Source organism: [Clostridium] innocuum (assembly GCA_012317185.1).
GTDB classification, from domain to species: Bacteria; Bacillota_I; Bacilli_A; order Erysipelotrichales; family Erysipelotrichaceae; genus Clostridium_AQ; species Clostridium_AQ innocuum.
The window spans coordinates 1,509,593-1,530,122 of sequence record CP048838.1 but is presented as its reverse complement, the minus strand read 5'-3'; the positions used below and the strand labels follow the sequence as shown (position 1 = coordinate 1,530,122).

The 20,530-nt window shown below is 45.5% G+C and carries 16 protein-coding genes and 1 pseudogene; all 17 read right to left on the bottom strand.

Features of this window, described 5'->3' with window-relative positions; all coding sequences use genetic code 11:
- Nucleotides 1-17: 17 nt before the first annotated feature.
- Nucleotides 18-278, bottom strand: coding sequence for a hypothetical protein (locus tag G4D54_07390; GenBank protein QJA02261.1), 261 nt, complete (start codon nucleotides 276-278; stop codon nucleotides 18-20).
- 14 nt (nucleotides 279-292) lie between these two features.
- On the bottom strand, nucleotides 293-754 hold the full coding sequence (locus tag G4D54_07385; protein ID QJA02260.1) for a hypothetical protein: 462 nt from the start codon (nucleotides 752-754) through the stop codon (nucleotides 293-295).
- A gap of 14 nt (nucleotides 755-768) precedes the next feature.
- Nucleotides 769-1,359, bottom strand: a complete 591-nt coding sequence (locus G4D54_07380; GenBank protein ID QJA02259.1) for a hypothetical protein — start codon at nucleotides 1,357-1,359, stop codon at nucleotides 769-771.
- Between the two features lie 16 nt (nucleotides 1,360-1,375).
- Complete coding sequence (locus G4D54_07375) at nucleotides 1,376-2,440, bottom strand: peptidoglycan DD-metalloendopeptidase family protein (protein ID QJA02258.1); 1,065 nt, start codon at nucleotides 2,438-2,440, stop codon at nucleotides 1,376-1,378.
- Entirely contained in the window at nucleotides 2,427-4,745 is a 2,319-nt protein-coding gene (locus G4D54_07370) for a hypothetical protein (GenBank protein ID QJA02257.1), read from the bottom strand. Before G4D54_07370 ends, G4D54_07375 begins: the two co-directional genes overlap by 14 nt.
- Complete coding sequence (locus G4D54_07365; protein QJA02256.1) at nucleotides 4,742-7,141, bottom strand: hypothetical protein; 2,400 nt, start codon at nucleotides 7,139-7,141, stop codon at nucleotides 4,742-4,744. Before G4D54_07365 ends, G4D54_07370 begins: the two co-directional genes overlap by 4 nt.
- Nucleotides 7,131-7,511: a hypothetical protein gene (locus tag G4D54_07360; GenBank protein QJA02255.1), complete on the bottom strand. Its 381-nt coding sequence runs from the start codon at nucleotides 7,509-7,511 to the stop codon at nucleotides 7,131-7,133. The genes G4D54_07365 and G4D54_07360 overlap by 11 nt, the downstream gene beginning before the upstream one ends.
- Before the next feature lie 9 nt (nucleotides 7,512-7,520).
- Nucleotides 7,521-7,814, bottom strand: coding sequence for a hypothetical protein (locus G4D54_07355; GenBank protein QJA02254.1), 294 nt, complete (start codon nucleotides 7,812-7,814; stop codon nucleotides 7,521-7,523).
- 2 nt (nucleotides 7,815-7,816) lie between these two features.
- Nucleotides 7,817-8,770 carry a conjugal transfer protein gene (locus tag G4D54_07350; GenBank protein QJA02253.1) on the bottom strand — a complete coding sequence of 318 codons (954 nt, stop codon included), beginning with the start codon at nucleotides 8,768-8,770 and terminating at the stop codon, nucleotides 7,817-7,819.
- Nucleotides 8,771-8,835: 65 nt separating this feature from the next.
- Nucleotides 8,836-9,678 (bottom strand): DUF5011 domain-containing protein, encoded by an 843-nt coding sequence (locus tag G4D54_07345; GenBank protein ID QJA02252.1) that lies wholly within the window; start codon nucleotides 9,676-9,678, stop codon nucleotides 8,836-8,838.
- Nucleotides 9,675-10,619 carry a hypothetical protein gene (locus G4D54_07340; protein QJA02251.1) on the bottom strand — a complete coding sequence of 315 codons (945 nt, stop codon included), beginning with the start codon at nucleotides 10,617-10,619 and terminating at the stop codon, nucleotides 9,675-9,677. Before G4D54_07340 ends, G4D54_07345 begins: the two co-directional genes overlap by 4 nt.
- The gene (locus tag G4D54_07335) at nucleotides 10,603-11,457 is read right to left on the bottom strand and encodes a class C sortase (protein ID QJA02250.1); all 855 of its coding nucleotides are present in this window, start codon (nucleotides 11,455-11,457) and stop codon (nucleotides 10,603-10,605) included. The genes G4D54_07340 and G4D54_07335 overlap by 17 nt, the downstream gene beginning before the upstream one ends.
- On the bottom strand, nucleotides 11,454-13,307 hold the full coding sequence (locus G4D54_07330) for an isopeptide-forming domain-containing fimbrial protein (protein ID QJA02249.1): 1,854 nt from the start codon (nucleotides 13,305-13,307) through the stop codon (nucleotides 11,454-11,456). The genes G4D54_07335 and G4D54_07330 overlap by 4 nt, the downstream gene beginning before the upstream one ends.
- Entirely contained in the window at nucleotides 13,304-15,805 is a 2,502-nt protein-coding gene (locus G4D54_07325) for a hypothetical protein (protein ID QJA02248.1), read from the bottom strand. The genes G4D54_07330 and G4D54_07325 overlap by 4 nt, the downstream gene beginning before the upstream one ends.
- 223 nt (nucleotides 15,806-16,028) lie before the next feature.
- The gene (locus tag G4D54_07320; GenBank protein ID QJA02247.1) at nucleotides 16,029-17,024 is read right to left on the bottom strand and encodes a flagellar biosynthesis protein FlgM; all 996 of its coding nucleotides are present in this window, start codon (nucleotides 17,022-17,024) and stop codon (nucleotides 16,029-16,031) included.
- Between the two features lie 456 nt (nucleotides 17,025-17,480).
- Nucleotides 17,481-18,761 (bottom strand): annotated as a pseudogene (locus tag G4D54_07315) (IS30 family transposase).
- Between the two features lie 751 nt (nucleotides 18,762-19,512).
- Nucleotides 19,513-20,529: a ParB N-terminal domain-containing protein gene (locus G4D54_07310; GenBank protein QJA02246.1), complete on the bottom strand. Its 1,017-nt coding sequence runs from the start codon at nucleotides 20,527-20,529 to the stop codon at nucleotides 19,513-19,515.
- Nucleotide 20,530: the final 1 nt, after the last annotated feature.

Below are 20,530 nucleotides of genomic sequence, written 5' to 3'. Positions count from 1 at the left end.
TGCATTCCTCCTAACACCTATATCTCTCCAAGAGGAGTAAGCATCCGTTCTCCATATCCCAGGATATCGTCCGGTGTGAGCCATTCCGGTTTCTTTTCAGGAGGAAAGCTCTCATACAATGCCTGCATGATCTCAATCTGCTCCCATTCATCATTGGCCCAAAGGCCCTCGGCGTTTCGGTTGCCATATCCCAGATAATAGTTACAGTCCTCCACCATCCGGGAGAGGAGCTGATAGCGGAACGTCTCATCATGTTTCAATATTTCTTCTAGTACCATATCTTCACCTCATCTCAATAAAACTCGTTTCGATCGACCATGTCACGAAACGATATGATCGCATCTGCATCGCTTACGAAGTCGAAACTTTCTTCTACCGGTTCACCATCCGGAGATTTGATCCAATAGGTCAGCGTACCGAATGGGTCCATGCCGGAGCGCAGGATGTATCCCTGATATTCATCCACGAGCTTACCGTCTGCCTCCATGATCATCTCCAATTCTTCCACATATATCTTTTCTGTAAAATGGCCATCACCAAGGATCCCCTCTACATACTTGCGCCACCTTTCTTCTACTTCCTTCATCATGATGTCCCAATATTCCTGATATAGGGCCTGATGTTGTTCCTCGTATCCCTCACTTTCCATAAGGGCATCTCTTTCCAGGGCATCTTCCCAATATCCGTCTACCTCTTCCATCTTTTCCTGTAGTTCATATAAACGATGGATGATGTCCGCTTTCCTTCCTGTCATATCGGATCCTCCTCTTACTTTTCATAGAAGCCGTTTCCCAGGCTGCTCTCTTCGATCATCTTATAGATCTTCGCTTTCCCATCGATCCACTGTACGCGCATCCGGACCAGATACCGGCTCGCATCGTTCCTGTCCGCATGCTGCATCTGTGCAGTGTAGATGACATATACTTCAAAGTCATCATCCGCTATCCTGTCGATAGCGCTGTCCATCGATGTGATCTGTGTTTCTGTCGTTTCTTCTTTTTTGATACGTTTGCTCTCTCTTCGCATTGCCGCAAGCTCTTCCTTACTCAGATCCGGTACCAGTGACTGGTACAAGTCATCGCTGAGAAGTTCCTTGACCGGTTCGATACGATCCAGGAAGATATCACTGCTGCGGCCTTCGGTCTTCACTCTCACGAAGCGTTCTGCTGCGCTCTTACAGGCCTCTTCCACATCATTGGGAACAGCCGACTGAGGAGATGGCTCCGTTGTTGGCTTTTTCTGTATCATGGTACTGCTCTGCTGCGAGTTCACCTTCGTTTCCGATGGCTGATTCATCCATAGGAATGCTGCCGTCACAGCTATGAGGATACCCATAGACACGATCGTTTTCTTTTCCATATTTCACCTCTGTCCATTATTTGAATTTGATGTATTTTCTCGGATCCACACTACCTTCTTTCGTTGCAATCACAGGGGTTGAGAAATGCATCTCCATATGTACATGGGATGCTGTCAAATTACCCGAATGTCCCTGGCTGCCGATCCGTTGTCCTTTCTTTATGCTCTGTCCTGTCTTGACGTCCACATCCTTCATATGGCAAAGTAGGATATAGAGTTCTTTTCCTTTATACTTCATTTTCAGTTGGATAAAGTTTCCGGCACCTGCATAAGCACCACCCGGACACATATTCCCAAGGTATCCGCCATCTGCAGGACAGCTCGAGGATGCCTGATATACCTTCGCATCACCGGGAGCGTAGATCGATGCACCATAGGAGCCATCCAAATCGACACCATAATGGAAGTCACCGATCGATGGTCGATTCCCATACCCACTGGTGAGCGTATAGCCCTTCAATGGTGGGATCAATGTCCCATCCCCACTGATAAAATCCAAGGCGTCATAGTAGGACATCACCTTATCGGCATAAGGAGGATCTCCATAGACGCTCCATCCGGTCTTTCCCTTCATGATATCGGAAAATTCCTGAGCTGCTTCCAGTGTCCATCGTCCACCTTTTTCACGATCGATCCATTCGATGAATCCATTTCCGAAATTATATCCACCTAATGCCACCCGGATGCGACCTTCTTCGGATGCATCCTTGACCTTCGCCCTTTTCAGGCAATCCTGCAGCTCTTTGATACCGCAGCGGATCGAGTAATGCGGATCCTTGATCCCATTGGGTATCTGCGGATATTTTTTGTTGAACGGCCCTTCCGATGCCTGCATAGGATCACCGCCAGTCCCACCGGATTCCACCTGCATCACTGCTAGGATCAGATCCACATAATCTTCCATGCCTTCCAGCTTGGCGATCTTGGACACATAGGGACGATAATATTCGACAGAGGAACTGAGATTGTTTTTGGGCGTCTCATTCCCATCTCTCACACCACCGCCAAGGAACATCAGAAACATCATCATGATAATGATAAGGGGAAGGAAAAGGAGAAGGAGCTTCTTAATCGCCTTCATTCAGGAGGTTCTCCTCTTCCTGCGGCAGTGTATCCTCTTCCGGTTTTGTTGAAGCCTCATGTTCTGCCGGCACATCCTGTTCGTTTATCGGTCCGCTCTCTTGTCCTCCTTCATCGACATCCATTCCTGCAGGCACACTGTTTGGATCATCCGGCTGCTGCGTAGCTTGTGTAGGTTCTGTGTTCATTTCTACATCTGGGCTGTCTTCTGTAGAGGCTGACGATGTTTCTTCCGTTGCCTCTTCAGAATCCGTATGTTTCGCAGCTTCTGTAGGAATAGGATCATCATCCGAGCGATCTTTCAGATCATCTTCTGTTTCAGGATCCACTGTTTCCGGAACTCCTTCCACATCTGAGAGATCCGGGGCTCCTGCATCCTCGATAAGATCATCGTCATCGTCCATATCGATATCCGATATATCTTCTTCCGCCATATCCGCTTCATCGCTCAGGTCTTCCTCTTCCTGCGTTTCTGCACTCATGTTCTGTATGTCAGCTGCATGTTCTTCATTGAATGGTTCACCATCATCTCCCGGATCCGTTTCCTGTGCCCCACCATCGATGTCTCTCTGTGTCTCAGAAGTCATTTCATCAGATCCTTCTGTTTCACTCTCTGCTTCTGTAGGCGCACCCTCACTACTTGTGGCAGGACCAGCCTGTCCAGCCAGTTCGCTGTCACCTTCTGCAGGTGCTTCCTCATGATCCGCAGAGTCCACATCATCCTGTATATCGTCTGCATACATATCGGGATCTTTTTCATCTCGCAAGGCGTCGTCATCATAGCTGCTATCATATGGATCATCATGATCACGAAGATCACTATCATCACTTTCTCCATAGCCACCTGTGCCACTGCCGTTTCCTTCACCGCCCCCATCAAACGCATCACTTTGTGAAGCAGAGCCTTTCAGCTGTCGGTACGTCGACATCGGAGAGGTACCCAACAGCATTCCTTCTGCCACGATCTTTCCATCTTCCATCAGCTTCGACATGATCGTCGGTAGATTCTTGATCACGAATCTGAGCAAGACGATGAGGATCACATCGACTGCCAGCATGAGCAGGACACTGTAAGCGGATATCTTCGTGCATAATTCTACCAGGAAGAACAGTGCCATACTGAACAGGATATCCGCAAAGATCGTGACCATGCACCACATGAGCCTGTCTGTGAACCATTGGCGAGCTTTGCGTCCATGCTTGAGCAGCCACCAGATGAGTTGATATACACTCAATCCCAGAACGATATATTTTGAGGCCTTTACAGCCCCTAAGCCGATACAGATCGCTGCGATGACGATACTGATCGCACCACGATGTACTAACAAGACGAAGGAGAGTCCCAAGACCCGCATTGCGGAACCACCATCATGCGTGATCGCATGATTTCCGAACTTGTCATATTCATCCTCCGCATTGTCTTGTGATGGATCGTTCAGGAGGCGCTGTACTCGCTTTTCTACCTTTTCGATAGCATCCTTATCGTCCGAACCGGCGATCTTCGCAAGATCTGTCGTACCGAAATGTCGTACCATGAACGGCTGTTTCTGCAAGATATCGAAGATGTTCTGCTTGTTCATGATCTCCGGATCTTCCTTCTCTTCTTTGAATACGAACGTTTCCGTCAACATCTGTGACGTCACGTTCTCGAACCCATTTGCGATCTTGCGTCCATTCTGGCCGATGAAGGTGATGAAGGTCATCGATAGGAAGGCGGTAAGCACGATCTGTACGATCTGTTGCCATCGCACGATCCTGGTAAAGTCTTTGATGAGCTTATACAGGATAGAGGACAATGCAGCTATCAGGAGCACTTTATTGATCCAGGATTCAGGATCGCTCCAATCGAAAACGACCTTGTCGATCATATCAAAGATCCCCTGTATGACGGTTCCCAAAAAGCTGGAGGATACCAGGTTATAGATCGTCAACACGAAGAAGGAGATCACGAACCCGATCATTTCCAGAAGCAGCGTGATCAAATTCATGAAACATGTGACGATGGAATCCCCATCAAGCAGGTTGAGCCCTTTGGTCTTCGCTGTCATACTGGAATTATAGAGATTCTTGATATAATCCTGGTCCATTTCTTTTTTTCTCGTATCGTTATCTAAACTGAGGATCGCATCCGAGAGAAAATCCGAAGTATTGGTATCTACCTTTTCTTCATCGTTCTTCTGTGCTGTCATCTCTCCGGGAGAATTACCGTTGCCGATCGCTCCATCCATAGATTCCGCATGGATACCTGTCGGGAACAACAGCAGGAACAGTAAGCTCAGGACGGTAAGGCACCTACGCCATCTCATGACTTCGCCCCCTGTTCATCGATATCCTTGAAGGTGCGGAAGGCATCCGAAAACATCGGCAAGATCGCCATCTTCGTCAGGCATTTGCGGTTGTTGTAATCACAGTATAAGAAATTGTGCTGCTTTGCCTGGTCGACACCTTCCTCCTTCGTTCGATCCTGCAGGATAGCGGACAGCGTGGAATTGCCATCCAGATCGAAATGACACAGGATATGTTGGATCTCGTCCTTGCTCTTCATATTGCCGATGAAGAACTGTCCGGTATTGTTGATGATGGAATCCGGAAGATCGCTCCAGTTCTGCAGGATGACCAGCATATCACACAGCTCCGATCTTGCGATCAGATTGTTGTTCACCAATACGGACATACCACCCGGGACTGTCGAATACAGTTTTGCCTCATCGAACAGCATCGTCTTCGCTTGTCCTTTGTACATACGCAGGAACATGTTCGTGATCTCATTGACCTTTCCCAGGATGAGGGAGAAAATCCGATGTTCCAGATTTCCGGAATCATAGCTATAGGTGAGCGAATCTCTGGAATACACCGGCATCTTCGCGAACGTGATCAGATTGAAGGGGCGATCGAGACGGAACACCTTCGAGATATCGGTATCATCGTCCCCGAAGAACAGGCGGGCCATCGGATCATTGCGCAGGGAATACAAACTGCGTGCAAGCTTGGGATCCTTGTTCATCATGACATCGACCAACCTTCGCATCGTGATCCGTGTGTTCTTTCCACTGTTGATTGCTTCGCTCAGCTCCATATATGCTTCATCGACCTGCATCAGATCGACCTCCTGTTGTGGATTGATGGCACGCACCAGGGCGATGATATCATTCTTGGCCGCTGCCAATGCATCTAAGGGAGAATCCGGATGTAATAGGAAGGCGTCGAACATACCGTTTGGACAAGATGGATCTCCGATGATGAGGTGAGAAGTCAGAACACCGAAGCGATCCAACAGCTTCACGAGCTTGTGACGGTCACCTTTCGGATCGACCAATAGCAGCCGGTGCCCATAGAAGATCATGGAGAGGAGTGCAAAATAGTTGGCGATCTGTGATTTCCCGGAACCGGTCTCTCCGACAAAGGCCACCGTAGAGGACCCTGTCTGCGTCAATCCCTTGATCGGAGCCTCGATGTCGATCCGTACCGGCAGGTCTGCAGGTCTCGTATATGTGAGCACGACTCCTTTGTCTGCTTCTCCTATGTATAAGCCACCGAAAAAATTAAAATGCGCAAAGTACAAAACGTCTGTTAGATTCACATACCGGTAACAGCTGTTCTTGTATGGAAACAGGTGTTCCGCAAGCTGTTCCTGTTCCCCGATTGCATAAGTCAACTGGATCCGTTTCCCTTCGAATCTCTTCTGCAGCTTGTCGCTGCGCTTCATCAGCATGTCCTGCGTATTGGCACGGATGCGCAGCATCATCTGCCAGCGGATCTTGGAATCTTCGATCGATGGATCCACATCTTCTCCGATCTTCGCAAGCTCGAAGGCTTTCTGTGCTTCCTTGTCCTTTCGTCCGCTGCTCTGCCAGTAACGGCGTGCATTCTTATGGATCTCCTCACGTTTTCCGGTCATATTGCTCTTGAAGGTCTGCGTATGTTCCAGATCGAACTTGATGATCGTGTCGACAGGGAAGGTATAGAGCTGGATCTCATTGACCGCCACATTCGCACGATACCCATCCTCCAATCGATCCTGGATGAGTTTATCTGCGATGAGCACTCGAGAATACAGCTCCCGGAATCCACCTTTGTTCTTCAGCGTCTGATAATGATATTCCAGCTCCGTTGCCTGTGGGATCGTGTAATAATCGGATATCGGTATCTCGATCGGGATCGCCAGATAATCATATAGATGCTGTATCTCTTTCTTGTCCGGTCGTTCCACACTCAGATCCATAGTCAATTTCTTGTATATCTGTTCATCGATGACCTCACTCAGATCGACCATCCGCTTTTCCAACGGATCGTTGTTCTTACTCAGCCAACCACTCAACCACTTTTTCTTCAATGGATCACGGTTGTCTGTAAAGCATATATGTATCCGATAGCGATACTTGATACCACTTGTCAGCTGCGCTTTGATATCCTTCATGAAGGAGCGATACAGCTTCTCTGTCTGTGGATCACCATTCGTCTCATATAACATCTTATAATGCTTTAGGATCTCCTGTTCATCGATGCGCTGTGGCAGGATATAGATCGCTCCCGGCATATTGACGGAAAGGATCTTCCGATGCAGGTTATCGATCAATGTCTGCAGCTGATGATCGGATGCATACAGGCTATTCATCGGACGGATCTCATAGTGATAACAGATACATTCCTTACAGTAGACGATGTTTCCTTCTCCATAGCTGTAATAAGGTTCAACGTACACACCGATGCACTCTCCCTTCTCTTTCCTTCGATACTCTATGTGTGTGTCCTTGGGAATCATACAGGATGCGATAGTTCTTCACATCCCGATAGTAGAACGTGATCAGCTTGTTCTTGCGGCTCTCCCGGTCGATCTCTGTCAGGAACATCACAGCGCCGATCTCCAGTACCGCAGCGATCGCGATCGACAACAGGATCCCCAATGATCCGAACAGATGATACGCAGGGATACCGATGGGGATCAGTGCAAACAACAGACCCCCCAGCATCACGAGTACCATCCCCCAGCCATTCAGTTCGATCCCGATATAGGGGATATACAGTTTCTGCTTGTGTGTCTCGACAGCCGTATAATTATAGGCGCTCTTCATGATGGCCCTCTAGATCTTGATACCTACGAACCGCAATGCTTTCAGGACGAGGTCCCATATCCATGTGAGCGGCTTCGTCAGGAACGAGATGATAGAAGATGGCTCTATCTGAGCGATGATCGTGAAAGCGACCAATACGAGGAATCCGATGAACGCTTCATCGATGACAGACTGCCATTTCCCACCCGTGCGGCGCAGAGATTCTTTTGCACTTTTCAACAAGAACACCATGAGTGCTACGAATATGAGAAGCAATACCAAATAATAAAAGACCTTGAAACCATCTAATTTTGTAAAATCCATACCTAATACTCCTCCTTTGAAATGATCTTGTTCGTTTTTCTATCGAACAGGAAACGCACGCTACGTTCCTGTTGGAATAGTTCCTTCGTTTCATAGCGGACGATCACATCTGCCTGTATCTCATCCTCATTCTGTATGGCGGACTGTAGACTTACGAATACCGGTTTCGTATCCGGATCCAATGGTTTCAGCGTTTCCGGATCCTGCATCAGGAGCCGTGCCTGTTCCAGATCAGCGGCATAGGTCGTAAAGAACAACTGGATCGTATTCGTGATCTCCTGCTTCTCCTGTTCCGTACAGTCCGCTCCCTTGATATCTTCTTTTTCTGTCTCCAGTCCTTTTTTCATATCCTCATTCATAGCAGCTGGCGCAGTTGATATCATCGAGATCGGACGATCCACGATATAGTGACCATCTTTTTGAATAGAACGTATCGAGATATATGCTGTTTGTCGTTTACTCTTGCCTTCGTCGTCTTTCAGATCGAGAGATACTCTGGCATAGGATGTGAGCCGGCCTTCCTCTGTATCAGATGGCTCCACCTGATATACATCTACGGTTTCTACCTCGGCACTCTTGATCTTTTGATCATAGGATACGTTCCAGCTTCCTCCGGTCGTGAATTCCTGTAAGAACTGCTGACTTTCTTCATCCTGCGGATATTTATAATAGTTTTTTATATAATCCTCCAGGAAGCTATAGTCGTTCACCGCTACTGCAGGCGTTATGTCCGGCCGTTCCTGAGCAAGGGAACGGAAGCCTCCCAGCAGACCGATACCTACGATCAGATACAGAGCTGCTTTCTTCAATCGTACGATACGCCGTTGTCGCTTCATCAGCTTCTGTAGATGTGCTTCCAGTTCCTCCTCTGTATGTTCTACCTGTGGACCCTCACTTCCTTCCGTGTGCTCTTCTATGTCTTGATCCAGGTGTTTATGTAGCCGTTTGAATAGCATCCTCCTCACTCCTTTCTATCATCCCTACATCTTTTCTATTGGCAGATGTACCAGTCACTGGTACATCATCGTAGGTCGAGCCGATAACCTGTATAGATACCGGCATCATCCTGTAACACATCACACTGATACCTCCTTCCACTTGCCGCTCCTGCAGCATTACATTTCTCCAGTGCGGAGGAGAAACTCTCTCCATTGGTAAACAGCCATGTCTGTACGCCAATCGATGGGGCTGGTTCCTGTGGCTTCTCTGCTTTCGGAGATAAAGCGGAGCCTGTCATCGTATCTTGTTCTTTCGGCGGCTGTGCAGTTGATGGCCATTCTGTCTTCTGTGGATGCTGTGGCTCCTTTTCCTTTGGCGCCTCTTCTTTATCTTTGACGATGAGCCGCAGCTCCTTCGTGGCAATATGGCCGCTGGAATCTTTGACCTGATACGTGATCGTATACGTACCGGCTTTCTTCACATCGAAGCTCCCACGGATCGACACGTCCAGATCACCGTCATAATCACTATAGGCTTTCTTTACATATCCTCTTGCATCGAATGCTTCCTTCACATAGATCTCGACCGTATCCTTCTTGAGTTCAAGGACAGGTGATGTCGGCGCCACCACTCGGATCTCCTTCATGAACTCTTTTTGTTCTCCATCCTCTCCCACAGCGATATATAAGAGCTTCTTTACCCCCGGGGATGAGGTGTCGATTGTCGGATATAGGATCTTCACAGATGTCGTGGAACGGATCAGATCGACAGGTTCGATCTTTTCGTTCAGTTTCACCTTTTCCGTATCCTTGAATGTGATTGACAGGTCATCTTTATCTGCCGGTTTCGGAAATAAGAGATACCAAAATCCCAGGCAGAGTAGGAGGACACAGAGGATGAATGTCATATACTGGCTTTTTTTCACTGTGCCTCATGCTTTCTACGCAATAAGAAGAAGGCAGTGCATGTGGATACTCCAAGCAGGAAGATCCATCCGGCTACACTCGTGTGATCGCCGGTATCAGGACCGCCGGATGTCGCAAGCGGCCTGTCCGCATAGACGATCGTACGAAGATTATCGTCACCATTGACCCATTCGTCATCGATCGTGACCTTCACGACCTCATCCGATAGCTGATAACCGGCAGGAGCCTTCGTTTCCTTTATGTATACTGTCTGATATAATAGTCCATCGAATGACGCGACCCCATCCTTCGGATCTGTCTTTTCTGTTTTGATGACTTCTGTGCACTCCGCATCAGAATACAGAGTAAACTCAGCTTCTTTTAAAATGCTCTTATGATCATAATAATCGACTTTCCGCACATGTAATGCTGGTAAAGGCGCATGTTTTGGGAATACTTCGATATGGTAGTTCATCTGTTTGACGGTCTCATCCCACATCGGTACGCTGATTAGTGTCGGCTGTATCGTTTCATAGCCCGCCTGATCACTCACATACAACAGATAGACACCTACCTCCAGATCTGTGAAATCTACGATACCCTGCACATTTGTCTGTTTCGTCTGTATCGCGTCTTTCACGAGTGGCCGCAACGTATCTGCGGCTTCCTGCAGTCCTTCTGCCGTTTCGATGGCATTCAGTTCCACATTCGCAGAGCTATAGTCCTCGGTAAGCTGATAGCTCCCTTCCTTTATCGTTGCGACATAGGCCAGAGAAAGACCGACGCCTTCTCTGGATAACTTGTCTTGTGTTTCCTCCAGTTCCACATGGATACTGCCTTTCTCCTGTGTAGAAAGATCCATAGGCTGGGGAAGTGCTTCCTGTGCGCTTATCGGCCGGATGCAGCATAATGACAACAACGATAATGTCATGATGCAGACTATCTTATTTCGCTTCTTCATGTTCTTTTGACCTCCTTATTCTATGATGATAGATCTCTTTTCCCAACAGGAGTGTGACGATCACAAAGGGTGCTGCCATAAAGATAAGTTCTCGTATCGACATCATCGATCCCTGGATCGATTCCTTTTCCTGTTTCTCATAAGCCACTCGTTCTCCTGTTATGAGCAGCCTTTTCGTATTGATTCCGTATGGCGTACAGGTGATGAGCGTCACGAGGTCTCTTCCTTCTTGTATCTCCAACAGATCGGTATCCTGTGGATCTGTCGTTTGGATATCGCAGATTCGATAGGCCAGCGTCCTGCCGAGTACATCGATGTAGAAGAGATCGCCTTTTTCCAATTCATCTAATCTGGTAAATAGCTTTGATGATGGAAGACCACGATGTCCGCTCAATGCCGCATGCGTACTCTCACCACCGACAGGAAGACTGCTGGATCGAAGATGTCCCACACCTTTTGATAGGACACTCTCACTCACACCGTGATAGATAGGAAGATCGACACTGATCTTCGGTATCTCGATGCGTGCCATGACATCGCTGTCCTTCAATCGCAGCTGTTTTTCATAAGCCTTCTCTGTCAGATACTTGTCACTGATACCCTGGATATAGTTCCCTTGAGTTTGAAACAACATATCGTTATAGGTGTCTGCCGCCTTCAACAGACCTTCCACCTGATCTTCATTGCGTCGTAGCGCTTTGAAATATGTCTTCAGGGAATCGGACTGTACACTTCGCTGATACAGACCACTCACTATCGGATAGCTGCAGATCAGAAAGCCGACGAGGATGATCGCTATGCTCCACCATCGTCTTCCGGATCTTTTTCTACTCTTCATTTCCCATCATCCACATGGCTTCTCTTTCTGTGGATACCATAACCGGCGATCATCAGCCCTGCCCCAAGAGCGACCATGACGATCGTCAGCTGTGATCCTGTGACCGGCAGCTTGCTTCCTACTTTGTTTACTACCGTTAGATTCATGGAACCTTGCGTCGCATCTGTCTCCAGCTTATTATCTTTTTCGGAAGATGCACCATCATAGAATTCTTTAAAATGAGCAGTTGCCTCCAGCTTCTGCAGGATCTTATCCGTTGCGCCTTCGCCGGCTACGTAGCTGTTTCTATCGTTCGTATAGGTCGGTCTTACCGTCAATACGATCGGGTCCAATAATTTCCGGTATCCATCCGGTGCATCTACCTCCGAAAGGTAATACACACCCTGATCGAGACCATAGATCGTGAAATTGCCATCCAAAGGTGTGACGATCTCGACGGCTTCCTTCGGCTGTGTCCCACCGTCATAATCATTACCGCCTACAGAATCACGGTTGATCACGTTATAACCGTCAGGAGTACGTTTCAGATATACTTCCTTCGTACAGTCCGCATCGCTGTACAGACGGAATCTTGCGTCCTTCAACGGTGCGTCATGGTCATTGACCTTCGATACGTTCAGCTTATAGGTGAAGCACACGACCGTATCCCACGGTGTCTCTCCGGTCTTTCCGACACCATCCACATCCGGGTCATTGGAGAACTCCAGCTTCACACTGTTCTCGAAGCCCGGTCTTCCGGTATCCTTGGCAGCCTCATCGTTCAGCTTGGCATCATAGCGAAGGACGATCTTCTGTCCATAGATGTTCTCCTTGTCTTTGTTCATGCCTTCCGGAAACTCGCGGTCTACGATCTTCTTCAGGTCTTCGATCTCTATCTTGAATGTCGTTCCTCCTACATTTTCCAATATGTTGTATTCGCTGGGATCGACATCATAGGTCTTCTTTCCATCCATGATCCGGATCTTCACGGTATCCGGATCAAAGGTCAGTGCTTTATCCATCTTGTCATGGAAAGCGAAGTAATAGCTGTGATATCCATTCATATCCGGTACAGCTGTATCATAACGATACGGAACGGTCTGACCGATCTCATAATCTGCGATATCGTTCCATCCATCTGCACCGATCTCTTCTTTGTGGTCATCCTCCAGGATCTTCTTCGTGATCGAAGGATAGTCGGATTTGATTTTTACAGCAGCATTCGGATTAGCCGTATTCACCATACACAGAGAGCTTGCGGAGTGCGTCCCTGCATTATCAGATATCTCATCGGTGATGTAGTATCCGAAATCCAGACCGTCGAAACGGATATTGCCGTTATCCATCGTTTGCGTGACATGGATATCGGTCCCTTGTTTCTTCTGGGCACGCAGCTCTGTCGTGATCTCTTCGATGAAATAGCGGAATTCGCTGTATCTTCCTTCCAACTTCTGTTCTGTCGCAGCGCCTTCTACCTTGTGGTGATTCAAGGACTGGATGTAATCCACTGCTTCATATTCCGTTACATCCTTTGCCGGTTTGTTCAGGCGTTTCCCGATGACCTTCTGCAGGACATCCTGATAGGCAGGTGTCCAGGTATAGTTCACACTTTCCAGATGCGCTGCATTCTTTACAGAGAACAGCTGATACAGACGAAACTTCTTTCCTATGAGCGATTGTCCTTCATTCGCTTCGATGGTGATGGCGGCACCGCCTTGTTTCAGGTCCACGATACCACCCGGCGTCGTGATCTCCTGAGCTGCATGGATCACTAGACTAGTGATGGTCAATGCCGGAAGTGCACCGGATAACAGCATCCCTGTCGCCAGAGCAGGGATCCCCAGATATTTCATTACGTTCTTTTTATTCATTCTCTAACTCCTCCTCGTAAGCTTTTTCTCCCTAAGAACATCAAACCCATACCTATGATAAACATCGGGAACATGAGATCACTGCCTGTTTCCGGCAATTTGATACCTACCATATTCACGATCTCCATATGTACGACTCTTGCTTTCTTCGTACCCTCGATGCGGATAGCACCTGTCGTGACCGTATCTTTCGGTGTATATTTCTTACCGTCTACCCATAACTCGAACAGGTCATTGACCGGGGAAGAGACGGTCTCGATCTCATAGATATGCGGCTGTTTCGTATCCGGATCTAGTGGGATACGGTATCCATCCGGTGCTTTCGTTTCTTTGAGGTAATACTTCGTTCGATCCTTCAGTCCGGCAAAGCTCAATACACCGTTATATGAGGTCCTCTTTGCGACTACCTTCGTACAGGCTTTATCGCTGTATAGCGTAAATTCCGCACCGTCCAGCAGCTGCTTGTGGTCGTTGAGCTTCGTGATCTTCAACGTAAACGGAGATACCTTATCACGCACGGTTATGATGCCATCGAATGCATCTGTCTTCTGGAAGGTGATGCCTGTATTCGTCAGGTCTGTCAGTACCTTGACGCCCCCACCGGATACCACTTCAAAACGTACTTCGGTAGGATTGATATCATAGCCATCCATGACAGCTTTTTCCTTCAATTTATAGACGCCTGGACGAAGACCTACGAACTGGATGGAGCCGTTCTTATCTGTTTTTACTTCTGAGGTAGTTCCATTCGGTTTTGTGAAGGTGAAGATCGTATTTGGGATATTCAGCTTCGGTTCTTCCTGGACCTTATGGATCCGCAGCTTGATGATATCCTCAAGGACATTTTTTGAAACTGTGATGACGCTGGTCGTTTGTGCTGCAGGATTGATCGTCACATCATATGACTTAGGATCCAGGCGATATCCCGGACTGGCCTTCATCTCTTTCAGGGTATATTTCCCCAGATAGAGACCTGTTTTCGTGGCATTACCATTCTTATCCGTGGTCAGCGTTGCGACCAAAGCGCCCTTTTTGTATTTTACGGATCTGTCAGCAGGATCCAGGATATTCTCTTTCGCCCGCAACTCATAGACAGCACCCTGCAGCGTTGCGTCTCCCTGTGGTTTTTTATTCGTCTTACTATCTGCCTTGGATAGTTTCAATGTGCCGGACTGGCGCTTATCTGTGCCTGTCACGGTAATGGTCTGGTTATTATTGGAGATCGTGACAGGGTATTTCGTCTTATTGAGCGTATATCCTTTCGGAGCAATGACCTCTTTTACATAATACTCGCCAACACGCAGATACCCGGACAGAGAATAACCGGATGCCTTCGTAACGAGTCGCTGGAGCTCCTGACCTTGTTGGTTGAAGATCGCATACGTCGCACCTGCGACTTGTTTCTTGGAATCCGTATCGACCTTACGGATCTGGACACGCCCTTTCTTCCAATTATTACGAGCAATGAAAGAGGCCGTCTTATTGGCAGATACACTTACCTTATGGATCGTCTTGTCCAGAATCAGATGATTCGGAACAGCGCTCTCCTGCACATAGTAAGTCGCAGGTGCAAGGTCATTTACTGTAACAGTACCATCAGAGCCTGTTTGGTAGGTTCCGATCGGGGAAGACATATCGGCATTTTTAGATACCTTGAAGGAAGTATTAGGAACCATATTCCCATCTTCATCCTGTTTCGTGATCTTTAGTGCACCATACTTGTTTGCACGAATATTCAATTTAAATCTTCCAGGATCTAAAATCATAGGCTTGATAATATCTTGTCCGCCTGATTTTCGATGAACGATAGATTGACCAATCATTTCTGGGCGTATTTTATTTAGAATATATGTGCTATTCTCAGCTGCAGTAGTTGATGCTGTTACTGTCAGTTTATTGCCGTTCCGCTTCACACTGATTCCTTTTGGAATACTTTCTTTACCTTTGAAATCGGAAAGAACACCGTTTGTGTCAGTTAAAGTTTTACTTTCCCCAACATTTAAAGTTATTTTTTGACCGCTGAAGCTTGGCATTACTTTCATCTTTGCGATGGCAGCATTGACTTCAGCTTTTCTTTTTCCATAATTGGGGACATTATGATCTGTAGGTTTATATCCTAGATATTCCCATACCATCAGCTGACCAACTGCATAATTCCATTTCGATTGATTCGTATTGACATATGCATAATACCAAATTTTAGATATTTGCTCTTTATCATATCTAGATACAGCATAGCCATTCCAGCCATTGATTACTTCCCAAGGCTCACTGCATACACCGACACCTTGTTCGACATGGATCTTTTCAATCTTTTGATGATCGAACCATGCGGTCTGTACAGGATTGTCAGGATTGTGTGCTTGTCCGCTATGCCAGTATCCGGTATCTTCCAGCTTTGTGACATTGGCTTTGATCGTTATCGTGGATAACATATTAGATCCACATAGCAAGATCGAAGCGAATATCATGATGATACTTTTTAATTTCTTCCGCATCTCGTTTTCCTCCATAAATTTTCACTTATTTTTTTATAGGTATACTCATACAATGACATATATGAAACCTTTTCCTGTATTCGCCTTACGCTGCGAGCAGCTGCGAGTCATATCTTACCTTGTAGTAATTCATATGGTCACCTCCAACAAAAAAAAGACGAACCTCTGTCCGTCTTGATTTTCTATTAACAAAAAAGAAGCGATACTTTCGCTTCTACATTTTTTAATACCAATAAATGCTATATTTTGTTGAGCCATCACTAAATTCCACATACGTACTACTCCAACCATTACAATTATAATAAGGGTGATTTTGGTCAGTCATAGATTGATCAAATATTTCATCAGCCCATGCTTCTGCAGCTCTTGGATCATCAAACAATGGAGACTGCATAGAAATCGGTAATCCTTGTTTCCTTCCATCATCTACGATATATGGCTCAGAAGGTGCTGGAGTAGGTGTTGACGGCTTTGCCTGTGAAGGAGCGGAACTCTGTGCTCCATTGGAACCGGAGGAGCTTCCAGTATTCGCAGTGCTGCTTCCTTGTCCTCCACTTGTCCCTGCATTTTGATTACCTGTAGATGGAGAGGATGTCTCTGATCGTTGTCCTGCATTATTGTTATTCTGGGCTGCTTCAGATTTCTGTCCTTCAGTAGTTGCTTTTGCCTTTTCTTTTTCCTTTACGATGACTTTGAATTTCTTCTCCGTCTTGTTTCCGTTAGCATCAAATGCTTTTACAATGACTTCATAAGTTCCGGCTTTCTTTGTGTTTAATTTTCCTTTATCAATGCAGTAGCCTGATTTTTTAGTTTCTTTATCACTGTATTTCAAAGCACCATCTACGGGATCCTTTACTGATTTTACATTGTCTTTCAGATTAAGTTTATCACCTGCAGTGATTGTGACTTTATCCTTCTTCAGTACAATTTCAGGTCTCTTTGTATCTTTAACTATGATCTTCACATCTTTCTGGATAGTCTTGTCCCCATCAGTAAATGTGACCTTCAAGGTCTGATTTCCAACTTTCTTTGCATTGAAATCCTGTACTTTATCTACTTTGATATTTTTATCAGATTTTTTTGCGTCAAAGAGTTTGTTGTTATCCAATGTATCGCCATACTCCACAGTCAGTTTATCAACCGTCTTTACCTTCAGCTCTTTACTGCAACCTGTCAATACGAGCGCTGACACTGCAGCGATACTTAATAATTTCTTCATAATATATTCCCTCCACTTTTCTATCTATTTTTAGTATATCACTATCGTAAGGGGATAACAATTACATATACCCTTCGATATCTCTTTTTATGTTAAATTCCTATTTGTTGATCAAATGTATCATTTCCACTTGCACATGACATGTACCAGTGATTGGTACGCTGAAGTGAAAAGTTAAATTCCACTTTCAAAAGGCGAATAAAAAATGTGGAACTTTCTTCTACAGAAGTCTATACAGAGCATAAATATAGCGTTAGAAAGGGTTTCAAATAGGTAGAAGTAAGTAAAAATGTGAAGAAAGTGGTCATTGTGCGAATGATAGATAAAATGGATAAGCGCACTGAAAATAGGCTCCATTATGCCTATGTATAACTAAATTCCACTTCCATTTTATAGTTACACTATAAATAACTGTTCTTTGCCGCCGCTCTTATCATTCTTTATATCATCTGTTTGTTACTTATGAGTCAATACGCTTGGACGAAGTATCACTTCGTCCTTTTCTATTTTCTGTAGACCAAATTCATAAAGTTTCTGCGCTAATTCCGGACACATGAACTCACATAGCTCAAATGGGGATTTTCCATTCAAATGTTCCTTGGCACTGGAATTGATATGTGAGATGGCTACATTCAAGGAAGTCTGATCGGTCAGGCCGATACTGCGTAAGTCTACTTCGTTAGGTAATATATAACGTAATTCACGATGCATATTTTCCAGGCTTCCTTTCTGCCCGGACTGCATAGGGTCGCAATAGAAGACTCGTGTCCTTCTGGTACCATCGTCTCTTTTTTCCATATGCTCAGCATCAGTAAATTCACCTCCGCGATCGGTGAGTGTTATATGAGCTTCCTGTTCAAACAGGCTTTTTCCAAGGATGGAATCAAGAACAGCTAGTCCGTCAACCATATCTGCAGCAGTCTTCGTGTCGTGATATACAGCAAACAGGAGCCCATATTTGATGAATTTGAAAGTCTGGATAAACGGTCCATTGGAAATGTCATTGTAGACTGTATCCATTTGTAAAATGTGAGTGATTTCCTCAGACTCAACATAGGATTGGTAATCTGTGTAAAGCCGTCCAACAAGGAATTTACGGTCTTGTCGTTTTTTATAGATCGTCTTCTTCTTAGCGGTCATTTTTCTTTTGACTTTTATACGAAGGTCAATGTTAGCAATGCCAACACATTCGAATACACCTTGTTCAATATAGTTGTAGAGTGTCTTCTCACTGATTCAAAGTTCGGGATGTGCAGCTATGATCTGATAAGGTGAATGACCTTTTAATAGAAGAGGCTTGATGGTATTGCCTAGCTCTACAGCTTCTGATGAGGTCAGATTGATTCCGGTTCGAGACTCAACGAGTTCGCTACGGTATTCCTCATAGGCGATCGTAGGTTTATAGAGGTATTTATCAAAGCGGCAGCTTTTCAGTTTCTCACAGCCATTACAAGCTCCCGGAGTACGATCTCTGCGTTTACAGCGGAACTTAGAATAATCAGGGCAGTTGACAGTACAATTCTTTCTCTTAAACTTACAGTGAGCATAGTTCTCGCATTCTAGAGAAAGTGTAGATTTATGAGAGAGATAACGGTGAGCACGGATTTCCTTACCTATCGTAGATTTATCTTTGCCTAGATTATCAGCAATAGCTTTTTTAGAGGAACCATTAACGATGCCGATCGCGATGACATTGCGATCGTCCTGAGTCAGATGTTTGTTTTTGTTCGTTGCCATATTCATCACCCTTTGTAATGTGTATGATAATAACCAGCGGTTACCTTCATCATAGATATAAAAAAGGATATATGAAAGACTAAATGCAATTGTAAGTGTAAATTCAACTAGATTGTTGTGTAAGAGTCTTTTCTACTTAGCTACTTTGAAAGTGGAATTTAACTTTTCACTTCAGCCAGTGATTGGTACGATTGCCTTGCATTATTCTGGCTTTTTCTTTCTTATCTGTTATAATTATAAGAGGATCATATCCTAGCTTGTAGCCGATCGTAGAGGCCTGATCCATGCATACAGAAGAACTTCTTTATTACATTTTACTCTCATGTTTCTACGATCGTCCAGAAGATGGGATATTGCGGAAAAGAATCTCAACTTTTTACAGTACTGACTGATTTTCACAATTTCATCTGTTTCCGAGAACGATGATGTATTCCGGGAACATTAGCATGATTTTCTCCGCTCCATATGTGGTTCTTATGTTTATGCCGAGATATGGCTCATGACACCTTTTCATATGAATATCCATCTTATCGGATCTTTTTCATAAGATGTATGGTAGGAATGCTCGAATGTACCAGTGACTGGTACATTTTTTATTCGTCATATCCTGCTCGTCTATCAGCTTCATCACTTACCTTGCAAAGGGCATATGACAATACGCTGAATGAAATACATACGATTCCAATGATAAGGATTCATACATCGAAGACCTCTTTCCTTTGCACTAGTGACTGGTACAAAGACATAGAACTTACGCTTCTTCATAGACCAGACCTAATCTTTCCATCAATGTATCGATCTCTCGTTGGATCTTTTGAAACTGTGCATATTCGTCACGGAATTCGACGCCACGAAGTTTCGTCTCCAGTTTCTCCATGCTATTGACGATATCTGTCATGATATCCTCGATTGTTTCAATAGGGGGCGTATCTGTTCTGCTGTCCCATGCTTCACTTTCTAAGATTTCATCAACCTCTGTATCCTTCCTTTGATCTACATCCTCTATATCGATTTCTTGGATCTCATCGTATTCATCATAATAGAGTTGCTTTTCGATCGGCTGCTCTTGCGCATGCTTTGCTTCTTTGTAAGATTCCACCGCTTTCTTACTGTAGGTATCATGTTCGTTCAGAAATCGGCGTTGTTCCTCCTCATCCAGATCCACCAGTGTCACAGCTGCATCCAGAGGCAGTTCTTCTTTCCGGATGCTCTCTCTGACTTCCTCTGATGCATGATTCAGGATCTTTTCATAATTGGCTATCTGGGATTTCTTCAGCCCCATCTCACTTGCGATGATCGTCTGGATACGCCCCGGGATGTTTTCACCGGCCTCCTTCTTTGCTTTGTATATCTCTTTCAGTTCCTCGACAGCTTCCAGTTTTTCGGCATTCGTCAACGGATCATTTTCCATATTGTTCAAGATCAAACGTTTCCGTGCGTCTATATCACTCATCGTCAAGACCTTACAGGGGATATATTCATAGGTCCTATCTCCATATTCGATATTCCGCAGGATCGCAGAATATCGGCGTTCCCCTCCGATCAGTTCTACTTCGTATCTGTCATCTTCTATCTTTCGTACCAGAAGGTTATTTTCCAGACCGTCCTCCCGGATATCTTCAGCCAATTCATCGATTCTTCTTAATTCGCGATTTCGTTGTGGTCGCTTGATTTTAGTATAATGGATGTTCTTGATGTGATTGTCAAAGCCCAGCTTCTTTCCTGCAGAACTTTGCATGAATTCCCCGAGGATACTTTTCTTCGCCATA